Annotated in this window: 22 protein-coding genes and 1 pseudogene; 10 read left to right on the top strand and 13 right to left on the bottom strand. The window is 66.5% G+C overall.

All coding sequences use genetic code 11. The features are described from left to right. Positions 1–50: 50 nt before the first annotated feature. From Q0053_RS04070 to Q0053_RS04060, 3 genes are all read right to left on the bottom strand, one after another. Positions 51–419, bottom strand: coding sequence for a YdbL family protein (locus Q0053_RS04070; protein WP_298096900.1), 369 nt, complete (start codon positions 417–419; stop codon positions 51–53). 17 nt (positions 420–436) lie between these two features. After that, entirely contained in the window at positions 437–637 is a 201-nt protein-coding gene (locus Q0053_RS04065; protein WP_298096394.1) for a YnbE family lipoprotein, read from the bottom strand. Positions 638–719: 82 nt separating this feature from the next. Next, positions 720–3887 (bottom strand): YdbH domain-containing protein, encoded by a 3168-nt coding sequence (locus tag Q0053_RS04060; RefSeq protein ID WP_298096391.1) that lies wholly within the window; start codon positions 3885–3887, stop codon positions 720–722. Between the two features lie 395 nt (positions 3888–4282). On the opposite strand from Q0053_RS04060, the gene Q0053_RS04055 reads away from it, so the two are divergent. Then, a complete protein-coding gene (locus Q0053_RS04055; protein ID WP_298096388.1) occupies positions 4283–5638 on the top strand; it encodes a M23 family metallopeptidase in 1356 nt (451 codons plus the stop codon). 67 nt (positions 5639–5705) lie between these two features. Here Q0053_RS04055 and maiA read toward each other — a convergent pair whose 3' ends face one another. Both maiA and Q0053_RS04045 read right to left on the bottom strand, forming a co-directional pair. Further along, positions 5706–6338, bottom strand: coding sequence for a maleylacetoacetate isomerase (gene maiA, locus Q0053_RS04050; protein WP_298096385.1), 633 nt, complete (start codon positions 6336–6338; stop codon positions 5706–5708). Beyond that, the gene (locus Q0053_RS04045; RefSeq protein ID WP_298096382.1) at positions 6335–6988 is read right to left on the bottom strand and encodes a fumarylacetoacetate hydrolase family protein; all 654 of its coding nucleotides are present in this window, start codon (positions 6986–6988) and stop codon (positions 6335–6337) included. Before Q0053_RS04045 ends, maiA begins: the two co-directional genes overlap by 4 nt. A 135-nt stretch (positions 6989–7123) precedes the next feature. Between Q0053_RS04045 and Q0053_RS04040 the strand changes: the two genes are divergently transcribed. Then, positions 7124–7504 (top strand): DUF883 domain-containing protein, encoded by a 381-nt coding sequence (locus tag Q0053_RS04040; RefSeq protein ID WP_298096379.1) that lies wholly within the window; start codon positions 7124–7126, stop codon positions 7502–7504. Beyond that, positions 7504–7914 carry a hypothetical protein gene (locus Q0053_RS04035; RefSeq protein ID WP_298096376.1) on the top strand — a complete coding sequence of 137 codons (411 nt, stop codon included), beginning with the start codon at positions 7504–7506 and terminating at the stop codon, positions 7912–7914. Before Q0053_RS04040 ends, Q0053_RS04035 begins: the two co-directional genes overlap by 1 nt. A gap of 42 nt (positions 7915–7956) precedes the next feature. On the opposite strand, the gene Q0053_RS04030 is transcribed toward Q0053_RS04035, so the two are convergent. The 3 genes from Q0053_RS04030 to Q0053_RS04020 all read right to left on the bottom strand — a co-directional run bounded on the left by Q0053_RS04030 (position 7957) and on the right by Q0053_RS04020 (position 10185). Then, a complete protein-coding gene (locus tag Q0053_RS04030) occupies positions 7957–8808 on the bottom strand; it encodes a metallophosphoesterase (RefSeq protein ID WP_298096373.1) in 852 nt (283 codons plus the stop codon). Continuing rightward, a complete protein-coding gene (locus tag Q0053_RS04025; RefSeq protein ID WP_298096370.1) occupies positions 8808–9674 on the bottom strand; it encodes a diacylglycerol kinase family protein in 867 nt (288 codons plus the stop codon). Before Q0053_RS04025 ends, Q0053_RS04030 begins: the two co-directional genes overlap by 1 nt. Positions 9675–9834: 160 nt before the next feature. Continuing rightward, positions 9835–10185, bottom strand: coding sequence for a hypothetical protein (locus tag Q0053_RS04020; protein ID WP_298096367.1), 351 nt, complete (start codon positions 10183–10185; stop codon positions 9835–9837). A 159-nt stretch (positions 10186–10344) separates the two neighbouring features. Here Q0053_RS04020 and Q0053_RS04015 point away from each other — a divergent pair, with 159 nt between their 5' ends. Further along, entirely contained in the window at positions 10345–10686 is a 342-nt protein-coding gene (locus Q0053_RS04015) for a YMGG-like glycine zipper-containing protein (protein WP_298096365.1), read from the top strand. A 140-nt stretch (positions 10687–10826) separates the two neighbouring features. Next, positions 10827–13028 carry a thioredoxin family protein gene (locus Q0053_RS04010; RefSeq protein WP_298096362.1) on the top strand — a complete coding sequence of 734 codons (2202 nt, stop codon included), beginning with the start codon at positions 10827–10829 and terminating at the stop codon, positions 13026–13028. Positions 13029–13229: 201 nt separating this feature from the next. Here the strand turns inward: Q0053_RS04010 and Q0053_RS04005 are convergent, their stop codons facing one another. After that, positions 13230–13778, bottom strand: coding sequence for a hypothetical protein (locus tag Q0053_RS04005; RefSeq protein WP_298096359.1), 549 nt, complete (start codon positions 13776–13778; stop codon positions 13230–13232). 440 nt (positions 13779–14218) lie between these two features. Then, the gene (locus tag Q0053_RS04000) at positions 14219–14695 is read right to left on the bottom strand and encodes a hypothetical protein (protein WP_298096357.1); all 477 of its coding nucleotides are present in this window, start codon (positions 14693–14695) and stop codon (positions 14219–14221) included. A gap of 102 nt (positions 14696–14797) precedes the next feature. Here Q0053_RS04000 and pgi point away from each other — a divergent pair, with 102 nt between their 5' ends. Beyond that, positions 14798–16423 (top strand): glucose-6-phosphate isomerase, encoded by a 1626-nt coding sequence (gene pgi / locus Q0053_RS03995; protein WP_298096355.1) that lies wholly within the window; start codon positions 14798–14800, stop codon positions 16421–16423. A 122-nt stretch (positions 16424–16545) separates the two neighbouring features. Further along, positions 16546–17001, top strand: coding sequence for a hypothetical protein (locus Q0053_RS03990; RefSeq protein WP_298096353.1), 456 nt, complete (start codon positions 16546–16548; stop codon positions 16999–17001). Between the two features lie 83 nt (positions 17002–17084). Here Q0053_RS03990 and Q0053_RS03985 read toward each other — a convergent pair whose 3' ends face one another. From Q0053_RS03985 to Q0053_RS03975, 3 genes are all read right to left on the bottom strand, one after another. Next, positions 17085–17498 carry a hypothetical protein gene (locus Q0053_RS03985; RefSeq protein ID WP_298096351.1) on the bottom strand — a complete coding sequence of 138 codons (414 nt, stop codon included), beginning with the start codon at positions 17496–17498 and terminating at the stop codon, positions 17085–17087. 282 nt (positions 17499–17780) lie between these two features. Next, the gene (locus Q0053_RS03980; protein WP_298096349.1) at positions 17781–18176 is read right to left on the bottom strand and encodes a hypothetical protein; all 396 of its coding nucleotides are present in this window, start codon (positions 18174–18176) and stop codon (positions 17781–17783) included. A 160-nt stretch (positions 18177–18336) separates the two neighbouring features. Further along, complete coding sequence (locus Q0053_RS03975; RefSeq protein WP_298096347.1) at positions 18337–18762, bottom strand: DUF2141 domain-containing protein; 426 nt, start codon at positions 18760–18762, stop codon at positions 18337–18339. A 209-nt stretch (positions 18763–18971) separates the two neighbouring features. Between Q0053_RS03975 and groES the strand changes: the two genes are divergently transcribed. The 3 genes and pseudogenes from groES to Q0053_RS03960 all read left to right on the top strand — a co-directional run. Continuing rightward, the gene (gene groES, locus Q0053_RS03970; protein WP_298096344.1) at positions 18972–19259 is read left to right on the top strand and encodes a co-chaperone GroES; all 288 of its coding nucleotides are present in this window, start codon (positions 18972–18974) and stop codon (positions 19257–19259) included. 131 nt (positions 19260–19390) lie between these two features. Next, entirely contained in the window at positions 19391–21046 is a 1656-nt protein-coding gene (gene groL, locus Q0053_RS03965) for a chaperonin GroEL (RefSeq protein WP_298096342.1), read from the top strand. Positions 21047–21169: 123 nt separating this feature from the next. Beyond that, positions 21170–21593: pseudogene (locus Q0053_RS03960) on the top strand (hypothetical protein); the annotation flags it as partial.

Raw genomic sequence — 21593 nt, 5'->3', positions numbered from 1 at the left:
CACCGCGACGCCAATGACCGCGAGACTCTTCAGCAGCAGACGAGGCGCGGTCAGCGCTGGACCCACTGACCATCGGCGTTGCGGTACCACTGGCCGGTGCTGATGCGGGGCAGGAGCTGTGTCTGGAACATCCGGGCTGCTGCGGTTTCGGTCGTTGCGCCATCGCCGGCCGCCTGGGCGCTGCGGGCATAGGCTTCCCGACGGGCCGCGTTGGTGACCTGGACGGCTTCGGTCAGCGGAGCATCGACCGACGGCAGCCGGAAGCCGAGGTAGCCATCAGCCTGTTCACCGACCGTGCCCTGAGCCTTGGCGGCGTCGATCATCGATTTCTGGGTGGCGGTCTGGGCGAAGGCCGCGCCCGCGGCGACGCCGAGGGCCGCAATGGCCGCAGCGACGACGAAGAATTTGCGGAAAGACATCTGGGGCAACTTTCGCGTCAGAACAGGTTGGGGTTTTCGATCAGGAGGTCCTGCAACTCCTTGTCGAGGCGTACGCGAACATCGGCGTCGAGCTTCGCATAGATGGTGATCGGATCGACCTGCAGCCGGACCGTGGGCGTGCAGGCCCCGGTCCCCACGGCGGCGATGAGGCCGATCAGGGCGAGACGGGCATGCGTCCGGGTCTTGGGCCGAGTCATGGGCGGAGGTCTCCGGTCTTCAATCTGATGCGATCTAACGCGCAGGAGCGTGAATGGGTCCTGAACAACGAAAACGGGCTGATCACGGCGTGACCGAAGGCTGTCCGCCACGGGCCCGGTTCATCTCCATCAGGTCGCCGATCAACTGGTTCAGGTTGAGGGTGGTGTCCAAGGTCAGGTCGATCCCGGTGTCGGACGGCAAGGGCAGAATCCGGTTCAGGAACTCACGGCTGATGAACTCGGAGAGAGGTATGCGCAATTCCTGCCGCACCGGAGGATCGTGACGGCCGCGAATGCGGAATAACACACCTATACGGCCCTCATCGAGGCTGTTGACCTCTGCCGAGAGGATGTCGAACGAAAGGTTTTCCATGGCCTGGTAGGCCAGGTCCTGGACCATATTGGATGGCACCGCCTCTCCGCCACCGCCGGCCTCCAGACCATTGAGGGCTGCGCGGGCGATGGACAGGCGGCCGGGCCGGACCGCCGCCAGCGCGCCGCCGGCGATGCGGACACCGTTCACCCGGTCGGCGGTGAAGGGCAGGCGGCCCGAAACCACGGCGTCGAGACTGACCTTGTCGCCGAAGCCGGAGCCGGTGATGACCTCACCCAGCTGGACGTTCTCGAGCACAATGACACCGGTTATCGGCCGGTTCGGATCAAGGGGGACGGCGAAAGGCTCGACGCTTATGCGGCCGCCGGCCACGACAAGATCGCCGCCCTCTATGGTCACCGCCGCCTTGTCGAGGCCAAACGTCAGTTGGATGTCGGTCAGAGGGACCGCCGATTCCAGGACTGCAGCGGACAGCCGTTGCCCCGGAGCCGCGGTCAGCGGGCTCAGGTTGATGAAGTCGACGGTTCCGCTCAGGCCCTTCACCGGACCGGCCGGGCTGATGAAGTCGAGGCCCGGGATGGTCAGACGTCCCGAGCTTGTCGCCTCCGTCCCGGCCCGCCAGTCGATGCGACCATCGAAGGCGACCGACCCCGTGGCCGGCGATCCGATGAACCCGGCCAATGGGCTGAGATCGGCGGGCTGGAGACCGCCTTCGACGAAGGCGATTGACGGGGCTTCGATCACCAGTCCCCCTGCTCCTTCAGAGCCATCATGGGCCAGGGTCAGATGCCCCAGCAAAGTCTCGCCACGGACCAGATCGAAGTCGCCGGTCCAGCCTGCGTCCGCCAGACGCGCGGAACCGGTCGCTGTCAGGGGATGAAAGCGAGGGGGTGAGGTGGAGTCGGTGACCGTCGCCCGGGCGATGCGAGCCTCCATGCTCAGGCCTCCCGAGCCGCCGCTGGCGTTGAAGCCACCCTCGGTGTCGCTGAACCGCAGGGAGAGAAAGGGAGCCGAGGCACTCAGGTGCCGTAGCGCGCCCTCGACCCGCCAGAGACCGTCTGCGACGCTGACCAACGGACCGGTGACAGGGCAGATGTCGCCGGCAACATCGACGACATCGCTTTCATCCAGCTCGAGCTGTCCGACGGTCAGGGGAATACAGCGGTCGGCGAAATAGGTGAGGCGACTGCCGGACGACCTCAGTTCGCCGCGGGTCTGAAGCACGAGCCGCCGGGCAAGGCCAAAATCCAGGGCAGCACGGCCATCGAGTGTGGCCATGAAGCCCGACGGCGTCAGCCGCCAGGCCGGAATGACAAAGGTCGCTTCCGGCAGACCCCGCCCCCGCGTCGCCGTCAGTGAAAAGGCACCGCCACCCGCATGCCCGGGCACAGCAAGGAAGACAGGTGTGTCAGCCGGACTCACGGCGAGTATGCCGCCGTTCAATGGCCGCAGCGTTGCCGGACGGGTCAGGGTCAGGCGCGTACCGGACCGCTCCGCGCTGAGTTCGAACCCGGGGACATCGACAGTGAAGGCCGCGAGCGCACCCTTCATGCCGGCGAGCTCCGGCACGTCAGCCCCGGATGGCTGCCCGAGAAGCGGCCAATCGGCACGCCCCGACCGGAGCGCACCCCGGGCTGTGACCCGCAGGCCATCAACCGAGGTCAGATCGAAATCAATCGCGCCTCTTACGCCCGTCAGGATCAGGTCGCCCCGGATCAACCGTCCTGCAGCGAGAAGGATGGGAGCCTCCGCTTCGACCGCTGACCCCCGTCCGCCCGCGATCAGCCGGTCTGAGGTCAGGTTCAGTCCGGCCATGTCCAGTCCGGCCCCGACGGCACGGGCCGCCGTGATCGCAGCGCTCCCGTCCAGTCCCCAGCTCAGCCCGGTGGTATCGTATGCCAACCGGACCCGGGTCGAAGTCACACCCAGGCGCACGGTATTCGCCGAGGCAGAAGGGCCGTCGATACTGACCGCGCGAAGCTCGCCCGTGCTGACTCCCTCGATGCCGAAGCGCTCGATCCAGCCGGTGGTCTGGCCGGCGAACGTCATCTGCCCGTCGACATCCCGGGCCGACACCTCGCCGCCGAAAAGACGGGCGGCGGCTACGCGCAGTTCGAACCTTGCCGGGCCATCACCCCGCCGGGACTCGAGATCGGGATAGGGGAGGTCGCCGGCCAGGGTCAGGCGGGCATCATCAACCTGGACGCCACGCAGGCGCGCCCGATCGGCCTGAGTCGCAAGTCGGACGGCCACGCGATCGCCCTCGGTGGCCAGTTCGACCGTGGCCTGCAACCCCTCTGCCTCCACGTCACCGCTTTTGAAGGCCATCGCGGGCATCCGGGCGGCCAGCCGGACAAGCTTGCCGCCATCGATACGGGCGTCACCGAAGATGTTGGCGGCACCATAGTCCGTATCGAGCCGGACGCGGGCGCTCTCGACGAGGACCAGCGGACCGGGACTGTCGGGCCGCGGCGGACGACCGGTGAAGCGCTCGATCAGGGGATCCAGTGAACCCAGGGTCAGCTTGCCGTTACGAAGACTGGCGCGCACCACCGGGCGGACCAGACGGATGCGCGTGGGCGTCAGGGCGAGCCCTCCCTTCGACCATGGCGCGCGGATCGCGTAGTCGACCTCGACCCGTTCGACGATCACATCGGGATCGGCGGCGTCGCCGATGCGGATGCTGGCCGCCAGACCGTCCAGTTCCAGCCGCTCGACCTGGGCATCGGCCTCGATCCCCTGATGCTCCAGCCAGCTTGTCAGGACCTGTCGCGTCGCCTCGCGCCGGTTCAGGTAGAGCAGGGCGATCAGGACTGACAGCACGCCGACAGCCGCACCCGCAAGGATAACGGCGCGACGACCACGCCCGCGTGCAGGCCGCGAAGGAGGGCAGGCAGGAGCGGGCGTGATGGTCATCAGGCGGTCATATCGGGACGGACACGCCGGTGGAAAGGCGGTTGAGCAAAGGAATCCTTCCTTTCAGCAGCACGATCGTGTCGACTGAAACACAGTCCAGTGGCCAATCAGCCACTCCTAGTGCCGGCTGGTTCGGGTTGGGACAGGTTGCCGCATCCATGAGTCAAATCAGTGCGCAAACTCGGCGGGTAGACTGTCGAAAACTCCAGATAATCTCAGCAGGCAAAGCGGATTTACCAGCGACGACGGCTCCGGTTAACACACTGTAACGAACCGCCTTCCCATCTTGGGTCTAAGGGGTTATATGCCCTGTTCCGCGGCGGGGCCTGCATCCGGCGCGATCCTTGCTACCAGTGAGTTTGGCGCCGTCGGGCGTCGCTGCTTTTCGGGGACCGATGGCTCAGTTCGATCCACGTCGCCAGCCGATGCGCATCGCGCCCCACGCCCTCACGGCGGTGGCCGCGATCTCGGTGGCGCTTCTTGCCGGTCGCGTTTATCAACCTGCGAAAGCGGAAGAAGTTCCACCGCTCACCCAGACCGAGATCGCCGCCCTGGCTGATCAGGCCTTTGCCGCCGCCGGCATGCCCGCTGGATTGACGACGCCGGAAGCCATCCCTGTCCAGATTCGCCGGGGCGAAACCTTTGAGCAGGCCGTGCGCCGCACGGGTATCGCACCCGAAGAAGCCTCGGCTGTGGCCGCCACCCTGTCGAACGCCATGGATGTCAATTCAATGCGCGCCGGCCAGCGTTTCGAGACCGCAATCTCCCAGCCGCGCGGTGGCCGGGGCGAGGCTCGCTTGATCGGTCTGACCATGCGCACGGGTCCGGCGACCCAGTTGACCGTATCCCGCAGTTTCGATGGTGCTTTGCGCCTTCGGGCCCTCGAGGAAAAGGTCTCTCATGAGATCGTGGTCCTGACCGGCAAGGTCGAGGGCTCACTGACCCGCACGGCCCGTCGTGAAGGGGCCCCCGCCGATGTGGCCCGCGCCGCCGGACGTCTGTTCTCGCACCGGTTCGACCTGGATCGCGACATCCGGGCGAACGACGAATTCACCTATGTGTTTGGCCGCACCGTTACGGAAAACGGGCGCACCATCGGGACGGATGGGTTGCTGTACGCCGAGTTGAAGGGGGTTGCCTTCTACCGGTTCCGACCCGCGGGAGCTCGCGAGGCACAGTATTTTGACGCAACCGGCAAGAATACGCGCTCGGCCTTCATGCGGACCCCGCTCGAGCGAGGCTTCCGCGTCTCGTCCTCGTTCGGCTTCCGCCGTCATCCAATCGCCGGCTATCGCAAGATGCACCAGGGCATCGACTTCGCGGCCGCCAGCGGGACCGCGGTCGTGGCCCCGGCTGATGGTGTCGTCGTCGAGGCGCGCCGCTGGGGCGGCTATGGCAACTGGCTTCGCATCAGGCATTCCAATGGCCTGGAGTCCGGCTACGGTCACCTTTCGCGCTACGCCTCTGGCATTCGCGCAGGACAGCGTGTGCGGCAGGGCCAGACCGTAGCCTATGTCGGGTCAACCGGCGCATCGACCGGCCCGCACCTGCATTATGAAATCTGGCGCGGCGGCCAGCGGATCAATCCGGCCGGTGTTCGAACGACCGAAGGCACGATCCTTGCGGGCGCCGATCTGGCGGCCTTCAAGGCGGAAAAAGCCCGTATTGATCGTATCCGGGCCGCCGGCGGTGAGCGTCGCCCAGTCGTCCAGCGCGCCTCGGTCGAGGGCCTCAGGCCCGCCCAAGGCTAGACTTTCACCTCATGCACCGCTGGCTCTCGCGAGCAGGGCGGCAGAGGAGCTCTTCCGCGGCACTTACTCAATCCGCGTCCGGCTGGGCGTCCGGGTGGGCTGCGATGAAGGCGGGGTGCTGCGAAGCGAGAGTATCGATGGCCAGAAGGCGTGGAAAAGCCTCAAGCGGAACATTGAACCGACGCGCAGAATAGATTTGCGGGATCAGATAGCAGTCGGCGAGGGTAGGGGCGTCGCCGAAGCACCAGCCCTTGCCGTGCCGGGCGACCAGAGCCTCCAGCGCCTCGAACCCGGGCAGAATCCAGCGGGCGGCCCACGCGTCTATGGCCGGCTGATCGGCCCCGAAGGTCTCGCGCAATGCCTTGCCGACCCGGAGGTTGTTGAGCGGGTGGATATCGCAGCCAATCAGGGCAGCCATTGCGCGAACATGAGCGCGATCCACCGACGCGGCAGGCAACAGGGCGGGCGCAGGGCAGGTCTCCTCCAGCCATTCGAGGATGGCCGGACTTTGGGTCAGGACAGCACTGTCCAGCTCCAGTGCAGGCACCATACCTTGCGGATTGAGGGCGACGAAGACTTCGGACTTGTGGGCACCGGCCCGCAGGTCAACGCCTTGGGGCTCATAGACCTGGTGCTTCAGGGCGAGGGCGATGCGGGTCCGGTAGGCGGCACCCGAACGCCAGTAGCCGTGCAGGATCATCGCGGAAGCACCGAGAAGCTCAGGGTTTGCAGGCCCTCAATGGTCGCCTCGACCCGATCCCCGGGATGAAGCGGGCCAACGCCTTCAGGGGTGCCAGTGAAGATCAGGTCCCCCGGTCGAACCTCCCATAGCTCCCGCGCCTTGGCGAGGATCTCGTCCGGGCTCCATATCATGTCGTTCAACCGGCCGGACTGACGCAACGCTCCATTCACTGAAAGGGCAATGGGCGCGGCGGGGTCCGGCATGGCATCAAGAGTCAGGGCACCGCAAGGCGCGGACTGGTCAAACCCCTTGGCCGCGTCCCAGGGCCGGCCTTTTTCCTTGGCCACCGCCTGGAGGTCCCGCCGGGTAAGGTCGCAGCCGACAGCCCAGCCGACGATGGTTCCGGCCGATCCGACCGCACACACCAGTTCGACCTCATGGTGCAGATCGGCCGTCGCCATCGGAAAGACGGGGTCGGTGCCATCAACAACAACCGCGTCGGCCGGCTTGGTGAAGAAGAAGGGTTCGGCCCGGGCGTGACCCATCTCACGCGCATGGGCGGCATAGTTCTGTCCCACGCACAGGATGCGACGAACCGGAAACCGCGCAGACTGCCCCACAACAGGCAGGAAAACGGGGGGTGAGGGAGGGAAGAGCCAGTCAGTCATTCTGCCTGTCTATGCTTGGTTGCAGCGCTTCGCTACCATCACCCGTATTGCAGGACCGGAACCGCCGCCGGGGAGTGGCGTTCCGGCACCGGGTTCTCTATCTAACCGTCAAGCCTGAAAAACGGAGCGCGCAGCATGGCCACGACCAAGACAGCACGGGCAGCCGTGAAGAACGACATCAATACGTTGAAGGACGATCTCAAGGTGCTCGGCACCGAAGAAAAGGCACGGCTCCGTGAGAAGGCGACGGCGGCCGAAGCCCGTCTGCGCGCCAAGGCTGCGGAAGCTGAAACGCGCCTTCGGGAAGAAGCAGACGTGCTGCGCGAGCGGGCTCGCGGTTACTATGACACCGCGCGGGTGCGGGGTCAGGAGTATTATGACGAGGCCAGCGAACGTCTTGACGAAGCCCAACGCTATCTGGTCGAGCGCGTGCAGGAGCGGCCGATGCAGTCCACCGCCATCGCCCTGGGCGTTGGGGTCGTTCTGGGCCTGTTGCTCGCCGGTCGTCGCCGCTGATGCTGGGTGAAGGCATGGCGAGAGGCCTCGTCAAGAAGGCCGTCGCGGCATCGGTCGCGGCCGGGGCCGCCCTGGTAGCTGTCCTCGCGTTCGGCGCGACGATTTTCTACGCTCTGCAGCTGGTCGTCCCGGCGCTCGCCGCCGCGGCGATTACATTCCTCCTGTTCACGGTGATTGCCCTGGCGGTCGCGCTGATTTTCCTGGCGCGCAGCGAGGCGGAAGACGAAGAGGATGAGGAAGACGTCGCAGGCCTTGGGCAGCGTGCCTATATGCTGTTCCGGCAGCGGCCGATCCTCGGCACCGTTGCGGCCCTCGCCGGCGGCTGGATCTTCCTGCGCAACCCGGCGCTCGCAACAATGGTGGCGGCAGCCTTTACCGAGAAATCCCACGGGGGTCGCCGACGGCGCTGAGGCGGGATCGAGCCCGGAAAGATATAAAGAGGCCGCCGTCGCTCAGACCGCGGCCTTTTTCGTCGGACCGGCATCTTCCGGATCCGGCGCAGTGGACGTCCGCCGCGTGTCCTGTCGGCGAGGCAGTTTCCAGGTTTGGTCCGGCTCGAAATGCCGGCCAGACCACGCCATCGCAGTGACGGTGATGTGGTCCGCATCCCATTCGATCCGGTTGAAACTCGGTGGCGACCCCCGCTCCCGATGCGAAAGGGTACCGCAGCCCACGGCGTAGGAACAATGGTCCCCGAGCGTGATCGGCAGGGCGAACGGTACATGGACGTGGCCCGTCGTGATCAGGTCGACGCCGGCCTCGGCGAAAATCCGGGCGGCCACCTCACCGCGCTTGACCTCGCCGGTCATCGGGGCACCGATCATCTCGACCAGCGGGTGATGGCAGGCGAGGATGCGCAGCGCCCCCGGCGGGGCATCGCGCAAGGCCGTGGCTGCCTTGCGGGTCTGATCAAGATCGATGACGCCCTTGGACCAGTTCGCCCGCGCCTGCCAACCGCGCGCGGTGACGACGCCGCGCACCATCAAATTCGGGCTGAGGAATTGATGATCATGAGCCGGATGGCCTGTCGCACGCTCAAAAGCCTTCCAGGGATTGAACACCCGCGCAAACAGGCTCCAGTAGGGGACATCATGATTGCCGACGACGACGAACCGCGGGTCCGGCATGCCGGCGATCCAGCGGCCCGCTGCCTCGAACTCGACCGGTAGCCCCTGCTGGGTGATATCGCCGGTAATCAGGATCAGGTCAGGAGCCGTGGCGTGGGCGTAGTCGAGGGCGGCGGCGCAGGCGTGCTTATGCTCGCAGCCGAAATGAATGTCGGAAAACTGGAGGATGCGCCCCACTAGACGCCTGCGGCCTGGGTCGGCGGATTGGGTGCAAGGGCGCGGAATGCCCTGCGGATGAAACGTACCTTGGTCACATGCCGCAACAGGGCGGGTTCGCCGTCGATCACAGACGGTATACGCGACCGCGCCCGGACCGTCGCCTGCTGGATCGACCGGGTGGTCACCGCCGGGTCCTGACGCCAGTCATCAAACACGGCATGAGCGGCGAGGCGGAACACCTCAAGCGCATCAGCAGTGTTCATAGCGGCGGCCTCCAATCCGGCATGTTCGTCTATCGCCTTTGAAATCATCGGGCTCATGAGAACAAGCGCCTCGGCGCGGCAGTCTGCGCGGCCGTCCAGAGAAAAGCGCAAGCGGCCGTAGAAGGCCCGCTTCAGCGCCCGGCGGCCATAGGCCCAGGCGAGGCCAAACTTGCCCTCCCGTACCGCTTCGCGGGCGGGTGCCCAAAGCGCAGGCGCACCGAGGATTGCAGCGCAGAAGAATGACTGACGGACCCTGCCGTCGCTGACCTCTCCGCCGGCGACGGACTGTTCGGCACCCTCCTCAAGGGCCCGCCTCAAGGCGTTCTTCCAGTCCGAAGTTCCGTACAGGGCGCGGGGCAGCATATTCATGGTGCCGCCCGGCAGCGGCGCAATCAAAGGTCCATCGGGTCCGGCCCGTGAAGCAACAGCCCTGGCTGTGCCGTCGCCGGCCAGGACGAACAGCGCATCAGGCCAAACATCGAGCGCCTGCTGCACTTGCGCATCGAACTGCCCGCCCTCAAGCACTACGATGGCGGCCTCAAGGCCATATTCCGCGAAAATGCCCGACGCTTCAGATGCCGCATTCGGTCCGACTCCGCCGGACAAAGGATTGAGCAGCATCGTTACCCGCCCGAGCGCGACATGCGGGGTCAGGATGGGTAAATCTGCGGTCCCGCTGTCCACCGTCGCGGCTATAACACGCGCGGGGCCTCCCGTACCGATCATGACGCCCGAACGTCCCGACCGGAATAATGTTCCGATCGGGACCGGCCAGGTCTGGCTATTCCTTCTTCATCCCGTCCGAAGCCGCGGCGGCTCCCGCCACGGCGGCAGGACCGGCGGTCCCGGCAGCCGCGTCAGCGACATCGGCCGCAGCAGCGGACTCAGCGCCCCCCGGAAGGACACCGCGAACGGTATCGACGCCCTTGGTAATCCAGCCGTCCATCATCGCACCACCTTCAGCCAACGACTGTTCCTTGACACCCAGAACGGCCGTCAGGACGCCGAACAGCGCCAGGAAGGTGACAATGATCCCCACCAGGGCATTGCCCCCGGAGCGGCGTTTGGTGCGAGCCCACACCGGGCTGTGTTCACCGCCATCCGCCATTCGAACCGGTTCAGAAAAACGCATACGAAACCCCCGTCTCAACTCAGAACACCGGTGCCGCAACCTCCGTGCGGGACCAATCAAAACCTGGTGCAGGCTTGAGATGTACAATAGCCTCGGAACCGCTACGCTTATCCAGTGTTCTCACCCACGGGGCGAACCCGAGAGATCAAGGAAACTCACATGAACAAGGCAATTATTGCGATCGCCGGTGCCGGACTTCTGGTCAGCGCCTGCGCGACGGACGAATACGGCAACCCCAGTGAGGCCACACGGCAGGGCGCTATCGGTGCCGGCATCGGGGCGATCGCGGGGGCCATCATCGGCAACAATGTCGGCGACGGCAACGCCGGACGCGGTGCTGCCATCGGGGCCGTCGTAGGCGGCGTTGCAGGCGCCGTGCGCGGCTCCCAGCAGGACCGTGCCAACCAGCAGCGCTACCGTGACAGCCAGAACCGCTACTACTATTGCTATGATGGCCGTCAGGACGAGTGTTACTGGGAAAACGGCCAGCGTCGTTACTAGGCGTTCACGGACTGGCCGAGGGTTCGGGGCGGTTTGTCGTTGGACGGACCGCCCTTTTCTTGAGTGGATGCGGCACGGCAGCGCGGGGGTGCGCCCGGCGAGTACGGGGGCGGTGACGGATGGCCGTCCGGGCGACTAAGGTGGCGTCGACCGTTTCCGGAGGCTTTGTGAACCCGTTCGTTCGAGTGTTGATCCTGCTGGCCCTGAGTCTGTGGCCCGCGCAGGCCATGGGCCAGACCGGGGCCGAGGGCGCGCAGCGCACCGACCGTATCGAGGCAGAGCTGGTTCCGATGTCGGCCTGGGCCGCGCCCGGATCGACGGCCGTGGTGGCGGTCAAACAGACCATCCGGCCGGACTGGCACACCTATTGGCGCAATCCGGGGGATTCCGGCGGAGCCACAACCCTGACCTGGACCCTGCCCCGGGGTGTCAGCGCCGGCGACATCGTCTGGCCGGTGCCCGAACGGCAGCGGATCTCGGGGCTGATGAACTACGGCTATTCGGGCACGGTCTATCTGCCGGTCCCGATCGAAGTCCCGGCCTCGGCGCGACCGGGTACAAACCTGCCCCTGACGGTCAAGGCCCTGTTCCTCGTCTGCAGCGCCGAGATGTGCGTTCCGGACGAACTGACCCTTAGGCTCGACCTGCGGGTCCGCGACGGTGCCGCGCCGCTGAACCCGCGCCACGGTGCCGCGATCACCGCGGTGCTGGAGAAGGCGCCTCGACCGGCGGGGATCACGGCGCGGGTCGCGCTGGAGGACGGCGTACTGACCCTGGGCGCGGCCGGCGGGCCCCTGGCCGGAAGCGATCCGGGCCCCAGCTATTTCTTCCCCTTTGAGGGAGGGATCATCGACCATCCGGCCCCCCAGACCGGCGCATGGGGACCGCAGGGGCTGAGCCTGCGGCTTCGGCCGGGCAGCGAGACCCGGGCGACGGGCCTGACCGGGCCGGTCGGGGGTGTGCTGGTGACGGCCGCAGGCGCATGGGAAATCCGGGCCGAGCCGGGTGCCCTGCCCGCCGGCACATCCGGATCCGGCGCGCTCGCTGCGGCAGCCGACGCGGATGCCGCAGCGGCTGACCCGGACGGCGGCAGCGATCTGGCGACCTTCGCCAAAGCCCTGCTGTTCGCCGTCCTCGGCGGACTCATCCTCAATCTGATGCCCTGCGTCTTTCCGATCCTGGCCATGAAGGCCGCCGCTCTGGCGGGCTCGGCCCATGATACCCGTCACGCCCGGCGCGACGGACTGGCCTTCCTGGCCGGCGTGCTGACGACCTTCTTGCTGCTGGCGGGTGTTCTTCTGGTCCTGAGGGCGACCGGCGAGGCCGTGGGCTGGGGCTTCCAGCTGCAGTCGCCGCCGGTGACGGCGGGTCTGGCCCTGCTGATGCTGGCCGTCGCCCTGAATCTGTCCGGCGTCTTCCATGTCGGCGGGAGGCTGCAGGGTGCCGGATCGGGGCCGCTGTCGCGCCTGCCCGGCGGTCTCGGCGCCTTCTTCACCGGGGCGCTGGCGGTGGTCGTGGCCGCCCCCTGCACCGCCCCCTTCATGGCCTTTGCGCTGGGGGCCGCCCTGGTCATGCCCTGGCCGATGGCCTTGCTGGTCTTCCTCGGCCTGGGACTGGGTCTGGCCCTGCCCTTCGTCGTGGTCAGCCTGACGCCCGGCCTGCTGGCACGGCTGCCGCGGCCGGGACCGTGGATGGAGCGGCTGAAGAATTTTCTGGCCTTCCCGATGTATGCGACCGCCCTGTGGCTGGCCTGGGTGTTCAGCCGCCAGACCGGGGCGGAGGCGCTGGGCCCGCTGTTCGCAGCCGGCCTGATGCTGGCACTCGGCGTCTGGCTGATCGGCTGCGGCCAGACCGAGCGCGGCTTCGGGCGGCGGGGTGTTTTTCATCTGACGGCCGGGGTCGCGGCGCTTCTGCTGGCGGGGGCCGCGCTGATCGTGGCGGCCCGCGCCCCGGCCGAGGCCGCGGGTTCGGCCGCGGCGGTAGAGGGTGCGGGGCCGACCAGCGCGCCCTGGTCGACTGCGGCGGTCGAGGCGGCCCGGGCCCAGGGCCGACCGGTGCTGGTCAATTTCACCGCCGACTGGTGCGTGACCTGCAAGATCAATGAGCGGACCTCGCTTGCCACGGCGGGCGTGAAGGCCGCGATCGAGGGGTCAAACGCCGTCTATCTGGTCGGCGACTGGACCCGTCGCGATGACGCCATCACGGCTGAACTGCAGCGCCACGGACGGTCGGGGGTGCCGCTGTATCTGCTGTATACGCCGGGCGTGGCGGAGCCCCGGGTTTTGCCGCAACTGCTGACCGAGGGGGTGGTGGTGGAGGCGTTGGGGGATGGGCGGCGGTAGACCCAACCGCTGATCCCTTTGCTTTCGTCATCCTCCGGCGAAGCGGCGCAGCCGCGAAGACCGGGGGACCCAGCGGCGCGCGAGAGCGCGAACCTGTCGCGGCGGCTTTGTTGGACGGCGTGCCTGAACAGGTCGCCTTCGGCGCCGCTGGGTCCCCCGGTCTCGCTGCGCTCGCCGGAGGATGACGAAAGCAGGAAGCCCTCAACACGGCCACCCCTCCGCCGTGCCCGGCGGCAGTCCGGCGTCCTCGCGCCAGTCTTCGCGGTTGGCCTGCAGGGTCACCTCGTCGAGGTAGGACAGGGGGTGCAGCCAGCCTGTCTCGCTCCAGAAGGCCTCGGTCCAGCCGTGACGGACCGCCCAGTCCCGGTCACGGGCCGCCTGGTCGGGCGGCAGGTTCTCGGCCCGCCATTCCAGCACAAAGCCGAGGTGCCAGACCGGAACCTGTGCCAACGGCTCGCCCCGCATCGCCTCGGCCAGTTTGACCGCCAGCAGCCGCGTCTCCTCCCGCCGGTATTCGAACTCGGTCTGTTTGCGTTGGGCGTAGCGGTTCCAGCCCTCGGCCGGTTCCGGATCGGGCTCGGCGGGCGGACGCCGTTTCCAGGCTTCCGAGGCCCGGCGCCGCCAGAGATTGGCCAGGCCGACATCATATCGCTGGGCCAGGGAGGCCCCGGTCTCGCCCGCTTCCCAGGCGCGGCGGACCGCGCGCCAGGTGTCTTCGCAGCGGATTTTTCGGGTTTGTCCCTCGTACATGGGCGCAGCATCGGGGGTGGGTGCGTCAGAATCGGTCGCGCTGTTCAGCGAAGCATCCGGAGATAGTCAGATATTGATCCCTCTCCCATTGGGAGAGGGCTTGAGCGCCCGGGAGCGAAGCGATCGGTTGCGCCTTCGGGCGAGGTGCAGGTGTTGGCAGGTTCAGCACGACGGACACAACGCGGGTCACAACGAACACGACGGGACCGGAGCGGTGTCGAGGTCGAGGCTCCTCGATTGGCTCGAGATCGCGGCGTTCGCCGCGGTGATCCGATGCCCTCGCGCAATTCCGGGCAGCGTCCAGCTGTTCAGGCAAGAGGTGCGGTACCGGCAGGCTCACAGGACCCGTGGTGTCCGTTGTGACCCGCGTTGTGTCCGTCGTGATGAACAGCCATCGCCGGTGAAGGGCCCGGACGCCGCCTCACCCATCCAAGAACGGTCTAGACTTCAGGCTGGGGCGGGGCCGTGATGACTTCGACGTTGTCGTTGAGGAGGTAGTGCAGTTCCTCGAGGGCGAGGCGGCGTTCGGCGGGGGTGGTGGCGGCGGCTACGGCGGCGACCTTCAACGGCATGTCCTCGGCGATGCCGCGCAGGATGCATTTCAGGTCACCGTCGGTGCCCCGCGCCTTGAGGATCAGGTGGCCCTGCATGTCGAGGGCAGCCAGTTCGACGGCGCGGGCGCGGAAGCCGGTGAAGGCTTCGCCCGTGGCGAAGTCGGACTGTTCGATCACCCCGGCGTCGATCCAGCCCTGGACCACGCCCTTGAGGGCACCGGAGCGGCTGACGATCTCGGCGAACAGCGGCTCGCCTGCGACCGAGACCGGCGCATCCGCCGCCGGCGGCGGCAGGGCCGCAGCCAGGGCGATATTGGGGTCGGTGAGCAGCAGGGAGACCGCCAGGGCGACGCCGCAGGACATGGCAAACCTCATATAGTTGGCCGAATCGCGGATTCGGCGTTGAACCGGCTTACGCCCGAGCCGTAAACGAGGGTTTACCCTCCCGAATTCCGAGCTTGCCCGATGACCGCCCGCACCCAGGCCCTCGACATGCTTCGCGCCGTCGCCCGCAAGGACGCCGACGGACGCATCCTGCACCAGTTCGCGACCGATCCCGGCCGGGTCGACCGGATGGGGGTGGACGCCGCAGGCCTGTATCTGGACCTGTCGAAACAGGCCTGGAGCGCGGAAGGGTTCGAGGCTGCGCTGGACCTGGCCCGTGCCTGTGACGTCGAGGGGCGGCGCAAGGCCCTGTTCGGCGGCGAGGCGGTCAACAACACCGAGGGTCGGGCGGTGCTGCATCCGGCCCTGAGGGCGGCCGACGACGCCGATTTCCGGGCGCTCGGCGAGCCGGTGTCCGCCGAGGTGGCCGCCGCGCGCAAGGCCATGGCCCGGTTCGCGACCGACGTCGGCTCGGGTGCCGAGGGCGGTGGCACCAACCAGCCGTTCACCGCCATCGTCCACATCGGCATCGGCGGGTCGGACCTGGGCCCGCGCGTCCTGTGGGACGCCCTGCGGCCGCTGGAGCCGGTCATCGACCTGAGGTTCGTGGCCAATATCGACCCGCGCGAAATGGGCGAGGCCCTGGCCGGGCTCGACCCCGAGACGACGCTGGTCGTGGTGGTGTCCAAGACCTTCACCACCCAGGAGACCCTGGCCAATGCCGAACTGGCCAAGGCCTGGCTGGCCGAGAGCCTGTCGCCCAAGCGGATGGTCCATCACCTGATCGGGGTGACGGCGGCACCGGACAAGGCAGCGGCCTGGGGCTGTGGCCGGACCTTTGCCTTCCGCGACTGGGTCGGGGGCCGGTATTCCCTGTGGTCGGCGGTCAGCCTGTCGGTGGCGGTGGCCCTGGGGTGGGATGTGTTCGAGCGGGTGCTGAACGGCGCCCGGGCCATGGATGCGCATTTCCTCGAGGCGGATCTGGAGTGCAATGCCCCGGTGCTGCTGGCGCTGGCGCAGATCTACAATGTCGAGGGCCGCGGACGCATGGCCCGGACCGTCGCCCCCTATGCCCACGGCCTGCGCCGGCTGCCGGCCTTCCTGCAGCAGCTGGAGATGGAGTCGAACGGCAAGCGGGTGAAGCGCGACGGCTCGCCCGTCGACACCGCCACCAGCCCGATCGTCTTCGGCGAGCCCGGCACCAACGGCCAGCATGCCTTCTTCCAGCAGATCCATCAGGGGCCGATGGTGGTTCCGGCGGAGTTCATCGTCGTCGGCCACACCACCGACGCCGCCATGGATGCGCGCGAGGGCGATGCGCCCCTGTGGTCCAACGCCCTGGCCCAGGCCCAGGCGCTGATGGTGGGCAAGTCAGAGGCCGAGGCCCGGGCCGAGCTGATCGCGGCGGGCGCCGACGCCGCCGAGGCCGACCGTCTGGCCCCGCACAAGACCTTCCCGGGCGACCGGCCCTCGACGACGATCCTGATGGACGCCCTGTCGCCCGAGGCGGTCGGGGCCCTGATCGCCCTGTATGAGCACAAGACCTTCGTCGAGGGGGTGATCCAGGACATCAACAGCTTCGACCAGTGGGGCGTCGAACTGGGCAAGGCGCTGGCGAAGGCGGTGCTGGCCGATGTCGCGGCGGGGGAACCGTCCGCCGGGCTGGACCCGTCGACGGCAGAGCTGATGAAGCGGCTGATGGTCTAGGGTCGGGGCGGGAAGCGGACGCCCGGCATGTCCGCTGTGGGTGGGGAGCGGACATCGCAGTGGCGGGGGGCTCCGGGGTCGTCTACGGTCGTCTTATGTGCTCGACGAATTGATACAGAAAAATGCCCGTCACCAAGTTCTACTACCGCGCTTCAGTGATTTGGTATTGGCTCGGACTGATTGGAATAGTTTTCTTAAATCTGCTCGACCTTCCATCTACCTATTTTGTTTTGTTAACCGATTACCCCGGTAGGCTGATCATAGATGTCGTTCTCGCCGTTATCGTTATTTATTTGCTGTGGCAGCTACCGGCCGTCGTGAGAACTGCGCTCAGGATTCCAGTCATTGAATATGACGGTCAAGTCCTGCTCGTTAGGGGCTGGAACAACCAGTCTTTCAGTGTCGCCCAAGAACGAGGCATCAGCTTTCGTGTCGATGAGCAACAGCAGTGGATTCATGTATGTGCTGGCTCCAAATCGGCTCGCATACACATGCGTCAGATCGATGGCCCCACCAGCGTCATTCGCTTCCTCGAAGGATTGACCAGCGAAATCGGCGAGCAATCCCTGGCGGTCTAGCCGGGCACCAATCGTTGCCTGTGCCAACGTCGCCGCCACGGTCCGCTACCGGTCAGGAGCGGAGGTATAGTTCGCGGGTCGTCTCAGGGAGTTCCCCTCAGTTCCCGAAAGCGGCTCAGCACCCGCTCTGTGTCGGGCAGACCATCGACGAGAATGATCAGGTCTTCAGGGCGCGCCATATCTTCCGATCTGCCGATCACGGTAACGCCCAGCCCATTTCTGAGACTCACGCCAAGAAGTTCGGCGGCCCGAAGATTGCCTCGCGGACATTGTGAGAAGTAGTCCCAAGGAAGCTGCACCAGTTGCCGTGCACCGGAGCCCCAGAAGACCCGCTCTCGACGAATATCCATCACACGCGAGCCGTCTTCCTGCCGCATGTTCTCGATGGTCCCCCGGTAGAGGACCGTGGCCTCACGTAGCTGGCGGTCCTCAACAGCACCTTGCTGCTCCGGCGTTCTGGGGACCGGGCTGCATGCAAGTGCTGTCACTGGCATCATGACCAATCCCAGGACGGCGAGAACGATTGCGCTTCGGCTCATGAGACGAGGGTCGCATTCGCGCTCACTGTCCGCAATGGCCCGGTACCCGCCGCCGGCGGCAGGCCGGAAAGCGGACAGCCTGCCTGAACAGATCGCCTTCGGCGCCGCTGGGTCCCCCGGTCGCGCTGCGCGCGCCGGAGGATGACGAAAGTAATGAAAAAGGCGGCCCCGGCTTCCGGAGGCCGCCTCTCTCGTTCCCGTCGGGTCAGTGACGATGCGACCGGACGAATGTCGGCCTGACTACCAGCGACGCTCGTAGCGATAGTCGCGGTCATATCGCCGGTCGTCGCGACGGTCGCGGCGCCAGTCGCGGCGGTCTTGCCGGCGTTCATAGCGATCGTAGCCGTCGCGGCTGTTGATGCCGTGCTCGCGCTCCCAGTGGCCCCGGTTCCGGTAGCAGCGGCCGCCGCGGTAGTAGTCGCAGTCACCGTCGTTCGAGCTGGCCGCGAGCGCCGCGCCGGCCAGGGCCCCGATGGCGACGCCGATCAGGACGTCCCCGGTGCGGTCCTCGTTACGGTCGCGATCCCGGTCGCGATGGCGGCTCTGGGCGTCGGCCGGGCTGGCGGCCATGAGGCTGAGCGCCATGGCGCCGATCAGGGCCGGCGAGGCGAGGGCGATCTTCGGGAACATCGTCATGGTCTGTCCTTTCATGGCCGGGGACGGCGAACCGCCGGGTTGATCCACGGTCTAGTCAGGGGCGTCTGAACACGTCGCGAGGCCGCCGTTCATCAGGCGTTCATCCCCGACGGCCCGGCCATCGACCATGACGACAGCCGGGCCCCGGCGGCGGCCACCCCTAGCGCGGATAGGACATCGGCACGCTGAGATCGGCGCCCGAGGCGGTCACGGTGAATTTCACCTGGTCGAAGGTCGGGGTCGCCCGCAGGGTGTCGCCATTGACCATGGCCCAGCCCTCGGCGGGCATATAGCCGTTCATCTTCATCTGGCCGTCGCCGTCCTCGTCGTGCAGCACCATCAGGGCATAGTCACCGGCGGCGACGTTGCGGAAGGTCACCCGCACGGCACCGGAGGCAGGGTCGGTGATGCGCTCGCCATAGGTGCCGGCCGGCTGCATGAACTGGGCCTCGGTCTGCAGGGCGGCGAGAATGACGCCGCCGCGGGCCTGGACCCCCGTAAGGGTGACGGTGACGTCCTCGGCCATGGCGGGGGCGGCGAGCGAAAAAGCCGCAGCGGCGGCAAGGGACAGGGTCTTGAACAGCATGAAAGCCTCCTGGTCAGTGAGCGAACGGGCCATCCCGCTGCTTCATGTAGAGTGCTTTATGTTGCAAAGTGCATTGCGTCAAGACGAAAACAGACGCCCGGCTTGACGCCCCGGGTCGCCGACCCTATCTGCCCGCCGTTAGCACTCTCGTGTATCGGCTGCCAAAGTCGCGCGGGAGGGCCTCAAGACACTCTCAGGGAGACAGACAAATGGCGTTTCGTCCGCTCGGCGATCGCGTGCTGGTCAAGCGCGTTGAAGAAGAATCCAAAACCAAGGGCGGGATCATCATCCCCGACTCGGCCAAGGAAAAGCCCCAGGAAGGCGAAGTCATCTCGGTCGGCCCCGGCGCCCGCGATGAGGACGGCAAGCACGTCGCCATGGACCTGAAGGCCGGCGATCGCATCCTGTTCGGCAAATGGTCGGGCACCGAGGTCAAGATCGACGGCGAAGACCTGATCATCATGAAGGAATCGGACGTGCTTGGAGTTCTGAGCTAACGCTCAAAACTCCAGTGGCGAGTGGTTAGTGGCGAGTGGCGAGTGAGACCGTTCCGGTCATCCGCCAGCGCCGCCCCATCGATCTCGCCACTCGCCACTCCTCACTCACCACCCATTCAAGGAGCTGCCAGATGGCTGCCAAACAAGTGATGTTCTCCACCGACGCGCGCGAAAAGATGCTGCGCGGCGTCAACGTCCTGGCCAATGCGGTCAAGGTCACCCTCGGTCCCAAGGGCCGCAACGTCGTGATCCAGAAGTCCTTCGGCGCCCCACGCTCGACCAAGGACGGCGTCTCGGTCGCCAAGGAAATCGAGCTGGAAGACGCCTTCGAGAACATGGGCGCCCAGATGATCCGGGAAGTCGCCTCCAAGACCAATGACAAGGCCGGCGACGGCACCACCACCGCCACCGTCCTGGCCCAGTCGATCGTCCAGGAAGGCCTCAAGGCCGTGGCCGCCGGCATGAACCCGATGGATCTGAAGCGCGGCATCGACAAGGCGGTCACCGCCGTCCTCGCCGACATCAAGGCTTCCAGCCGCAAGGTCAGCGCCAACTCCGAAATCGCCCAGGTCGGCACCATCTCGGCCAATGGCGACTCCGAAGTCGGCGACATGATCGCCAGGGCCATGGAAAAGGTCGGCAACGAAGGCGTCATCACGGTTGAGGAAGCCAAGACCGCCGAGACCGAACTCGACGTCGTCGAGGGCATGCAGTTCGACCGCGGCTACCTGTCGCCCTATTTCATCACCAATGCCGACAAGATGGAGGTCCAGCTCGAGGAGCCCCTCATCATGCTGCACGAGAAGAAACTCTCGTCGCTGCAGTCGATGCTGCCGATCCTGGAAGCCGTGGTCCAGTCGGGCCGCCCGCTCCTCATCATCGCCGAGGACATCGAGGGCGAGGCCCTGGCCACGCTCGTCGTCAACAAGCTGCGCGGTGGCCTGCGCGTCGCTGCCGTCAAGGCTCCGGGCTTCGGCGACCGCCGCAAGGCCATGCTGGAGGACATCGCCGTCCTGACCGGCGGCACGGTGATCTCGGAAGACCTGGGCATCAAGCTCGAGAACGTCACCCTCGACATGCTCGGCAAGGCCAAGAAGGTCACCATCACCAAGGACGACACCACCATCGTCGACGGCGTCGGTGAGAAGGACGCGATCGAGGCCCGCATCGGCCAGATCAAGGCCCAGATCGAGTCCACCACCTCGGACTATGACAAGGAAAAGCTGCAGGAACGTCTGGCCAAACTGGCCGGCGGCGTCGCGGTCATCCGCGTCGGCGGCTCGACCGAAGTCGAGGTCAAGGAGAAGAAGGACCGCGTCGACGACGCCCTGAACGCCACGCGGGCCGCCGTTGAAGAAGGCATCGTCCCCGGCGGCGGCATCGCCCTGCTGAAGGCGACCAAGGCGCTGGAAGGCCTGAAAGGCGACAACGCCGACCAGACCGCCGGCATCGCCATCATCCGCCGCGCCATCCAGGCCCCGATCCGTCAGATCGTCGAGAACGCGGGCGTCGAAGGCTCCATCGTCGTCGGCAAGGTGCTGGAAAACCCCTCGGCCACCTACGGCTTCAACGCCCAGACCGAGGAATATGTCGACATGATCCAGGCCGGCGTCATCGACCCCGCCAAGGTCGTCCGCACCGCCCTCCAGGACGCCGCCTCGGTCGCCGGTATCCTGATCACCACCGAAGCGGCGGTTGCCGACGCACCGAAGAAGGGCTCCGCCGGCGGCGCCGGTGGCGGCATGGGCGGCGGCGGCATGGGCGGCATGGGCGACATGGATTTCTGATCCGGTCGTTCAGTTCGCTCTAGCGGCTGAAACTGAAGAGGGCGGCTCCGGGGACGGGGCCGCCCTTTTTTGTTGCGATGGGCTTAGCGTTGCTCATCAGGCGCCAGCATGCCAAATCCGGTCATGGCTAAAAATCCGGGAAATGTCGCTACTACTGACGACGCAGGCGGGCGGTATGAAAACCTCTCGCGCGAGCAGCTGATCCAGCTGCTTGAGAAACATGACCGCTCCAAGAAGCTCGGACTTGTTTGGGAGCGCGACGAAATCGAAGCCGACCGATCACTGGAGGCGGAGTTCATCGCCGCCGAACTATTGGTCGAAAAGTCGGACCCGGCTGATCGCGAGGGCGGATGGTCCAACCTGATCCTCGAAGGCGACAACTTCGACAGCCTTCGCTGGCTGCGTATGACGATGGCCGGACGGATCAAATGCATCTACGTCGATCCACCCTACAATACCGGCAACAAGGACTGGGTCTATAACGATCACTACATCGGCAAGGACGACCGCTGGCGGCATTCAACTTGGCTGGAGTTCATGTTCCGTC

This window comes from Brevundimonas sp. (genome assembly GCF_027487935.1).
Lineage (GTDB): Bacteria > Pseudomonadota > Alphaproteobacteria > Caulobacterales > Caulobacteraceae > Brevundimonas.
Note: the sequence above shows the minus strand (reverse complement) of the source record. Positions and strands in the feature narration are given on the sequence as shown.